Annotated in this window: 6 protein-coding genes; 5 read left to right on the forward strand and 1 reads right to left on the reverse strand. The window is 69.3% G+C overall.

What is annotated here, in order from left to right:
- Window positions 1–31: 31 nt before the first annotated feature.
- Window positions 32–2440 (forward strand): X2-like carbohydrate binding domain-containing protein, encoded by a 2409-nt coding sequence (locus Ato02nite_RS46495; protein WP_246608152.1) that lies wholly within the window; start codon window positions 32–34, stop codon window positions 2438–2440.
- A gap of 9 nt (window positions 2441–2449) precedes the next feature.
- Complete coding sequence (locus Ato02nite_RS46500; protein ID WP_213013147.1) at window positions 2450–3637, forward strand: mandelate racemase/muconate lactonizing enzyme family protein; 1188 nt, start codon at window positions 2450–2452, stop codon at window positions 3635–3637.
- Between the two features lie 27 nt (window positions 3638–3664).
- Here the strand turns inward: Ato02nite_RS46500 and Ato02nite_RS46505 are convergent, their stop codons facing one another.
- Complete coding sequence (locus Ato02nite_RS46505; RefSeq protein ID WP_213013148.1) at window positions 3665–4774, reverse strand: right-handed parallel beta-helix repeat-containing protein; 1110 nt, start codon at window positions 4772–4774, stop codon at window positions 3665–3667.
- A gap of 241 nt (window positions 4775–5015) precedes the next feature.
- Between Ato02nite_RS46505 and Ato02nite_RS46510 the strand changes: the two genes are divergently transcribed.
- The 3 genes from Ato02nite_RS46510 to Ato02nite_RS46520 all read left to right on the forward strand — a co-directional run bounded on the left by Ato02nite_RS46510 (window position 5016) and on the right by Ato02nite_RS46520 (window position 7718).
- Window positions 5016–5435 carry a YciI family protein gene (locus Ato02nite_RS46510; protein WP_213013149.1) on the forward strand — a complete coding sequence of 140 codons (420 nt, stop codon included), beginning with the start codon at window positions 5016–5018 and terminating at the stop codon, window positions 5433–5435.
- Entirely contained in the window at window positions 5435–6685 is a 1251-nt protein-coding gene (locus Ato02nite_RS46515) for an RNA polymerase sigma factor (protein ID WP_213013153.1), read from the forward strand. Before Ato02nite_RS46510 ends, Ato02nite_RS46515 begins: the two co-directional genes overlap by 1 nt.
- Before the next feature lie 97 nt (window positions 6686–6782).
- Complete coding sequence (locus Ato02nite_RS46520; RefSeq protein WP_213013150.1) at window positions 6783–7718, forward strand: DUF8189 domain-containing protein; 936 nt, start codon at window positions 6783–6785, stop codon at window positions 7716–7718.
- Window positions 7719–7980: the final 262 nt, after the last annotated feature.

The following is a 7980-nucleotide window of genomic DNA, read 5'->3' on the forward strand; positions in this document are numbered from 1 at the left end:
GCCCCCAAAAGAAAAATCCGGAGGTACGACCGTGAGGTCACGCCGTCCCGCCGCCGTCCTCGGCGCCGCGATGCTTCTTCTCCTGACCGCCTATCCGGCGCAAGCCGGGCCGAAGCCGAGTCCGCCACCCGGCGCGCGGGCCGCCGCCGCACCGCTGCCCGCCGCGCTGAAGGCGGAGACCCCCGACCCGTGGGCCACCAAGCCCTACATGGGCTGGAGCAGCTACAGCATGCAGGTCTACTCCGGCAACGGTAAGTGGATCACGCCCGAACAGCTCATCAAGCAGTCCGACGCGATGCACGCCAAGCTGCAGAGGTACGGCTACAACTACATCAACGTCGACGCCGGCTGGAACGACGGGGTCGACGCCAACGGCCGGCCGAAACCCATGAAGGACTTCCAGAAGGTCATCGACCACGTCCACGCGAACGGCCAGAAGTTCGGCCTCTACATGATCCCGGGCATCTCCCCCGCGGTGTACGAGGCGAGCCTGCCGGTCGCCGGCGCGCCCGGCTGCACCACCCACGACATCGTCAAGCAGCCGACCCAGCAGGCCGACTACTGGAACATCGGCTACCGGATCGACTTCACCAACCCGTGCTCGCAGAAGTACATCGACTCCATCGTGGACCTGTTCGCGAAGTGGGGCGTCAACTTCGTCAAGTTCGACAGCGTCACGCCCGGTTCCGGGATCAGCGACCTCTCGCTCGACGCCCGCGACGACGTCGCCGCCTGGTCGTCGGCCCTGAAGAAGCACAAGATCTGGTTCGAGCTGTCCTGGGCGCTCGACCCGAAGTACGCCGACTACTGGCGGTCCAAGGCGAACGGCTGGCGGATCGACTGGGACGTCGAGTGCTACTGCGCCAACGAGGCACTCACCCAGTGGCAGAACATCGCCCGGCTCTTCCCCGACCTGGCGACCTGGTGGCGCAACGCCGGCAACGGCGGGTGGAACGACCTCGACTCGCTCAACGTCGGCAACGGCGCCATGGACGGCCTGACCAGGGACGAACGGCGCAGCGCGATGACGTTGTGGGCGATCTCGGCCGCGCCGCTGTACCTCGGCAACGACCTGACCAGCCTCGACGCGTACGGCCTGAGCCTGCTCACTAACCCGGAGGTGATCGCGGCCGACCAGGCCGGCACCCCGGCCCGCCCGGTGTCCGCGTCGGCGCAACAGCCGATCTGGTACGCGCTCAACGCCGACGGCAGCTACACGGTCGCGCTGTTCAACCTCGGCCGCACCGACAAGGACGTCACCGTGAACTGGTCGGACATCGGCCTGACCGGCGCCGCCACCGTGCGCGACCTGTGGGATCGCAAGGACCTCGGTCGCTTCCCGGCGAAATTCACCGCCTCCGGCGTGCCGATCCATGGCGTACGGCTACTCAAGGTCACGCCGCAGCCGGGTGCCGGCGTCGCGGTCAACGACGACGCGCTGCGGGTCGGCTACCAGGGAGATTGGAGCCGGGAGGGCGTTGCGGCGACCTCGCAGCCACTGACGCTGAATGTCACCGACACCGGCACCACCGCGCCGCCGTCGACGACCGGCCCGGTCCGCACGATCACCCACGACGACAACGATCAGGGCATCGCGTACGCCGGGACCTGGTCGCAGAGCACCGGCCGCGGTCTCGGCGACTACAACGACAACGTGCACTACACCGAGCGCAACGGCGACTCGTTCCAGTACACGTTCACCGGCACCGGCGTCTCCTACGTCACCGAGATGGACACCTCGCAGGGCGAGGTCGACATCTACCTGGACGGCCAGCTCGTGAAGACCGTGAACACCGGCCGGGAGCAGGGCCAGCCGCGCCTGGCTCAGCAGACCGTCTTCACGGTGAGCGACCTGCCCGACGGCAGTCACACGCTGATGGCCGTGAAGAAGTCCGGCTCCTACATGCTCGTCGACCGGATCGACGTGCTCCAGCCGAGCCTGCTCGACCCGCCCACGGCGTCGTTCGACCGGAAGGCCCCGGCCGACGTCCAGGTCAAGTTGCTGCGCGACGGCAGCGAGTTCCTCGGCATCACCGGACTACGCAAGGGCACCGACTACACCGTGTCGGGGTCGACCGTGACCCTGCGTTCGGCCTACCTCGCCACCCTCCCGCTCGGCCCGGCCCAGCTGGACTTCGCGTTCCGCGGTGACTATCTGGACGACGTCCACACCACCAAGATCAACGGCAACAAGGTTTCGTACGCCTTCACCGGCACCGCCGTCGACTGGATCACCGCCACCGCACCCGACCAGGGGCTGGTCGACATCTACATCGACGGCAAGGTGGTCAAGCGGGTCGACACCCGTACTGCCACCCGCTCGACCCAGCAGAAGGTCTTCAGCGCCTCGGGGCTGAAGAGCGGGCAGCACACGTTCGCCGCCGTGAAGGTGTCGGGCGACGTCATGCGTACCGATGTCATCCGCTACACCACCCGCTAAGGAGCACTAGTGGAACACGTTCAGGGTCTGCTCTCCTCGTCTCTCGCCGAGCCGGCGCTCGGCGACGAGGGCGCGGTCATCACCTCGATCGAGACATACGCACTGGCCGTGCCGCTGGCGCAGACCCTGAACGACGCGACCACCCGGCTGACCGCCTGGACCGTCCCGGTGGTGGAGATCCGCACCGCGGACGGCCGGGTCGGCACCGGCATCTCCGGCGTGCACAACGGCGCCGAGCTGCTGACCCAGGTGATCGACAACTACTACGCGCCGGCCCTGCTCGGCACCGGATCCGAGGACATCCTCGGCACCTGGAAGCGGCTCTACTGGCGGCCGACGCACTGGATCGGCCGGGCCGGCGTCGTACACATGGCCCTGTCGATGGTCGACATCGCGCTGTGGGACCTCGCCGCCCAGCGCGCCGGCCTGCCGCTGTGGCGCCTGCTCGGCGGCACGGCCGACGACATCGAGACCTACAACACCGACGGCGGCTGGCTCAACCTCAGCACCGCCGAACTCGTCCGTGATCTCGGCTCGCTGGTCGACCAGGGCTGGCAGCGGGTCAAGGTCAAGGTCGGCAAGGAGAACTGGCGGGAGGACGCGGCCCGGGTACGCGCCGCCCGCCAGGCCGTCGGCACGGCCATCACGCTGATGTGCGACGCGAACCAGCGCTGGGACTTCAGCACCGCGAACCGCCTGCTGCCGGTGCTGGCCGAGGTGGGCATGGACTGGTTCGAGGAGCCGGTGCACGCCGACGACATCCCGGCCCACCGGCGACTGCAGGCGGCCACGACGGTCGACATCGCGGCCGGCGAGAGCCTCTACTCGTACCAGGCGTTCGCGAACTTCATCGCCGCCGACGCGCTGCGCGTCATCCAGGTGGACGTGACCCGCGTCGGCGGCGTGACCGAGTGGATGCAGGTGGCCCAGCACGCCGCCGCCAACGGCCTGCGCGTGGTCCCGCACGCCGGCGACATGATGCAGGTCCACCAGCACCTGGCCGGCACGTTCCTCAGCGAGACCGCCCCACTGCTGGAATTCATCCCGTGGACCCGGAACGCGTTCGTGCACCGCACCGTCGTCCGGGACGGCTACGCCCAGCGCCCGCACGAGCCCGGCGCGTCGACTGCCATCGCCGGCTCCGCACGAGAAAAGTGGCAGATCAGCGGTGTAGGAACGACGACCACCCCGGACTGACCGCTGGCCCCGGGCCCGGGCCGAGGCTCAGTTCATGGTGGCGCCGATGGTGCTGCTGCCCGTCGTCAGGAACGTGGTGGCGGGCAGCGTGCCGCTGGACGAGCGAGCGTTGTAGCAGGAGGTGGCATCCGTCGAGACGAACGACGGGGTGCTGATGCCGCTGTCCCAGTTGTTGCCGGCCGAGACGACCGAGGAGCCCTTGGTCGCCGCACCGCTGCCGTTGCCGACGGCGAGGTTCTTACCGAGCTTCGCCGAACTGGTGCTGAAGTAGTAACCCCAGTTGCCGTTGGCGTAGGCGGTGGTGCGGTTGATGACGATCGCACCCTTGTTGGAGTTCTCGGTGAAACCGTTGCCGGCGTCGTCCCACGCGGCCGAGTTGTTCACCACGTGCGCCACCGTCTCGCCGTCACCGCCGAGCTTGTAACCGTTGCCGTCACCGGCGAAGGCGGAGTCGCCCCAGCGGTTCTTGCCGTTGCCGAACGACCAGGTGTGTTCGATGGTGACCGGCGAGGAGAAGGACCACAGGTCGATCCCGTCGTCGGAGTTGTTGTACAGCCGGGCGCCGGTGACCAGGTTCCCGCTGCCCGAGCCGAACTTGATGGCGATACCGTCCGCGTTCTCCCCGTGCGCGGCGGCGTCGTAGTTGCCGTACGAGTCGATGTTCTTGACGGTGTTGTTCGCGGTGCCGTCGCCGGTGAGCGTGAATCCGGAGTCACCGCCGTTGATGGTCTTGACGTTGTTCCAGGTGGTGCCGGTGCAGGACTGGCAGACGACCGCGCTGTCCGGCGAGTTCTGGAAGGTGATGTTTGAAACGTTCCAGTAGTCGGCCGTCAGCTTGAAGATCCAGGAGCCGCTGGGCAGGCTCGTTCCGCTGATCTTGACCACCTCCGAGCCGTACGCGGTGAGCGTGACCGGCGAGGACGAGGTGCCGTTGGCCGTCGACTGCAGAGTGGCCGTCGGGTAGTAGGTGCCGCCACGGACCTGGATGACGGTGCCGGCGGAGGCATTCTTGATGGCGTTGGACAGGTCGGTCACGTTGCTGACCACGACCGTCGCGGCGGACGCCGGGGCGGCGAGCAGGACGAGGCCGACCGCGGCGACGGTCGATGCGGCGAGGGCGTTCCGCACTGATCTCACGGCACAGGTTCCTTTCGGCGGGGGGATTGAACGGAGCGTAAGCCGCCATGACCCACATCGAGGCTCATTGATTCCTGTGAATGACTTAGGGGACTCTTAAGCCGTGCGTCGAGGGCCGCTCTTGTTGCAGTGACTCTTCACAAAATTTCTGCCCGTCGTGTCGATCCCAGGGCCGGGCCGTTCGACCTGAGGGTGAGAGGGTCGGGAAGCGACCGGAAACCGAGATCAAGGGGACATCACGATGGCCAAGTACATGCTGATCCTGCGGGGCACCGACGAGTCGATGGCGAAGATGATGGACACGCCGTTCGAGGAGATGCTCGAGACCATGGGACGGTTCAACGACGAGCTGATCAAGGCCGGAGTGCTGGTCGCCGCCGAGGGCCTGGACGACCCGGGCCAGGGCGTGGTGGTCGACTTCAGCGGCGAGACCCCGGTCGTCACCGACGGGCCGTACGGGGAGACCAAGGAGCTGTTCGGCGGCTTCTACATCCTCGACGTCGCCACCAAGGAGGAGGCGGTCGAGTGGGCCAAGCGGATCCCGGCGATGACCGGCTCGAAGTGCGAGATCCGCCGGGTGCCCGCGATCGACGAGTTCCCCCAGGACAACGAGTGGGTCGTCCGGGAGAAGGCGTGGCGCGAGCGGACCGGCCAGCTCTGATGGTCCCACCGGGTCCGGCCGAGGCCCGGCGTGCGGTCGAGGCGGTGTGGCGGATCGAGTCGCCCCGAATCGTGGGCGCGCTCGCCCGCTACACCGGCGACTTCGCGCTGGCCGAGGACGTCGCACAGGAGGCGATCGCGGAAGCCCTCGTCACTTGGACGGCCGAGGGCGTCCCGGCCAACCCGGGCGGCTGGCTGCTGGTCGTCGGCCGGCGGCGGGCGATCGACCACTTCCGCCGCCGGGCCGTCCAGGACGACAAGTACGCCCTGATCGCCGAGGAGGAGTCCGGACCCGACGAGCTGCCGTGGGACCCCGACCGGATCGACGACGACGTGCTGGCGCTGATGTTCATCGCCTGCCACCCGGTGCTCTCCCCCGAGGCCCGGGTCGCGCTGACCCTGCGGGCGGTCGGCGGCCTGACCAGCGAGGAGATCGCGCGGGCGTTCCTCGTGCCGGTGCCGACGATCCAGGCCCGGATCACCCGAGCCAAGAAGACGATCGGCGCGGCCGGGGTGCCGTTCGAGCTGCCCCCGGCCGAGCAGCGCCGGGAGCGGCTGGGCGGCATCCTGAGCGTGCTCTACGTGATCTTCACCGAGGGCTCCACCGCCACGGCCGGCGAGGACCTCCTGCGGGTGGACCTGGCCGCCGAGGCGATCCGCCTGATCCGGATGCTGGCCGCGCTGATCCCCGACGAGCCCGAGGTGCACGGGCTGCTCGGCCTGTGCGAGCTCACGGCCGCCCGGTTCGCCGCCCGGACCGGCCCGGACGGGGAGGCGGTGCTGCTGGAGGAGCAGAACCGGCGATTGTGGGACAGGTCGGCGATCCGGCGCGGCCTCGCCGCGATCCGGCGGGCGACGGCGTTGGGCCGAGGCCTCGGAGCGTACGGGCTGCAGGCCGCGATCGCCGCCTGTCACGCCCTGGCACCGTCGGTGGCGGACACCGATTGGGAGAAGATAGTGCTGCTCTATGAGGCCCTCGGCCGGGTCGCCCCGTCCCCGATCGTCGAGCTGAACCGGGCCGTCGCGGTAGCCATGGCGAGCGGCCCGGAACCAGCCCTGGTCATCGTGGACAACCTGCTCGCCACCGACCGGCTGGCCGGATCGCACCTGCTGCCGACCGTACGCGGGGAACTGCTCACCCGCCTGGGCCGAACCGCCGAGGCCCGGGCCGAGCTGGAACTGGCCGCCCGCTTGTGCCGCAACACCCGCGAGCGAGCGGTCCTGCTCCGCAAGGCAGCCGCACTGGAATGAGGGGTCGGATCCCCGTCAGCACGACGCGCCGGCCCGCCCGTCCCCGCTAGCCTGACCGGCGTACGCATTGATCTCGATCATTGGGAGCGGTGAAGCGATGCGCCGATTGGCGGCGGTTTTCCTGGCCATCGTGGCGGCTGTAGTGGGTCTGGCACCCCCGGCGTCCGCCGCCTCCTGGCAGGCCTGGGAAAACCTGGGTGCGATCTCCGGGTCGGGCAAGCCGGCCGTGGCGGCCCGCAGCTCGAGCGTGGTGGACGTCTTCGCCGCGAGCCCCACCAACGTCCAGCACCGGTTCTGGGCGTCCGGCTCGGGCTGGAGCGCCTGGGAGGCACTCGGCTCCCCGGCCGGCAGCGATCAGATCATCGGCAACGACGTGTCGGCGGTGGCGCGCTCCGGCGGCCGGCTCAGCGTGGTGGTGACGGCCGCCGGCCTGGTGTGGCACAAGGCGTACGACGGTGGCTGGCGCACCTGGGAGAACCTCGGCGGCCCACCGAGCGGCCCGGCCTTCTCGCCGGCCGTGTCCACCCGGCCGAACGGCACGGTCGACGTCTGGACCCGCGCCGTCAACGGCAACATCTACCACCAGGCGTGGACCGGCGGGGCGTGGCCGCGCACCTGGGAGAACCTGGGCGGCGGCTGGACCGGCCCGCCCGCCGCCGCCGGCGGCCCCGACGGCACCGTCTGGGTGGCCGCCCTCAACACCAACGGCTTCTACTACCACCGGGTCTGGTCACCGTCGGCCGGGTGGAGCGGCTGGTACGACACCGGCACACCGCCGGGCGGCACTCCCTACTTCGCGAGCCCCGGCCTCGACGTGCGACCGAACGGCCTGATCGACCTGTACGCCATCGCCGCCGACACCGGACCGGTGTACCACCGCTACCGTTCGACGGCCGGGACGTGGAACGGCTGGGGATCCCTGCAGGGCTCCGGCATAGTCACGGGCCCGAACGCGACCGGCCGCCCGAACGGCGCCCTGGACGTGGTGATCCGCAAATCCGACGGCACGGTGTGGCACCGGGCGTGGGCGTAGCTATCCCCTCAGCCGCAGGATGGGCATAGGCCGAGAGGCCCGATCGATTGAGGAGGTCCCGGCGGCCGGGAGCGACAGCTGGGCCCGGGACGAGGTCAGGCCGGTAGGCGCGCCCAGCCGGTCGGGCCGTCGTAGCCGGTCACCCCATCCATTGAACGTCGGCCTGGTCCCGGCGTCCATTAGATTTGGTTACCGCCCTCTGTTGAATCTAATGATCGCTTGCTGGCGAATGCCCTGCCGGCCGCGAGAGAATGTGTTCATG

The organism is Paractinoplanes toevensis (assembly GCF_018332695.1).
In the GTDB taxonomy this organism is placed as follows: Bacteria; Actinomycetota; Actinomycetes; order Mycobacteriales; family Micromonosporaceae; genus Actinoplanes; species Actinoplanes toevensis.

Coding starts and splice junctions, on each gene's coding strand:
- Ato02nite_RS46510 (WP_213013149.1), top strand. CDS start 5,016: ATGGCCAAGTACATGCTGATCCTGCGGGGCACCGACGAGTCGATGGCG.
- Ato02nite_RS46515 (WP_213013153.1), top strand. CDS start 5,435: ATGGTCCCACCGGGTCCGGCCGAGGCCCGGCGTGCGGTCGAGGCGGTG.
- Ato02nite_RS46520 (WP_213013150.1), top strand. CDS start 6,783: ATGCGCCGATTGGCGGCGGTTTTCCTGGCCATCGTGGCGGCTGTAGTG.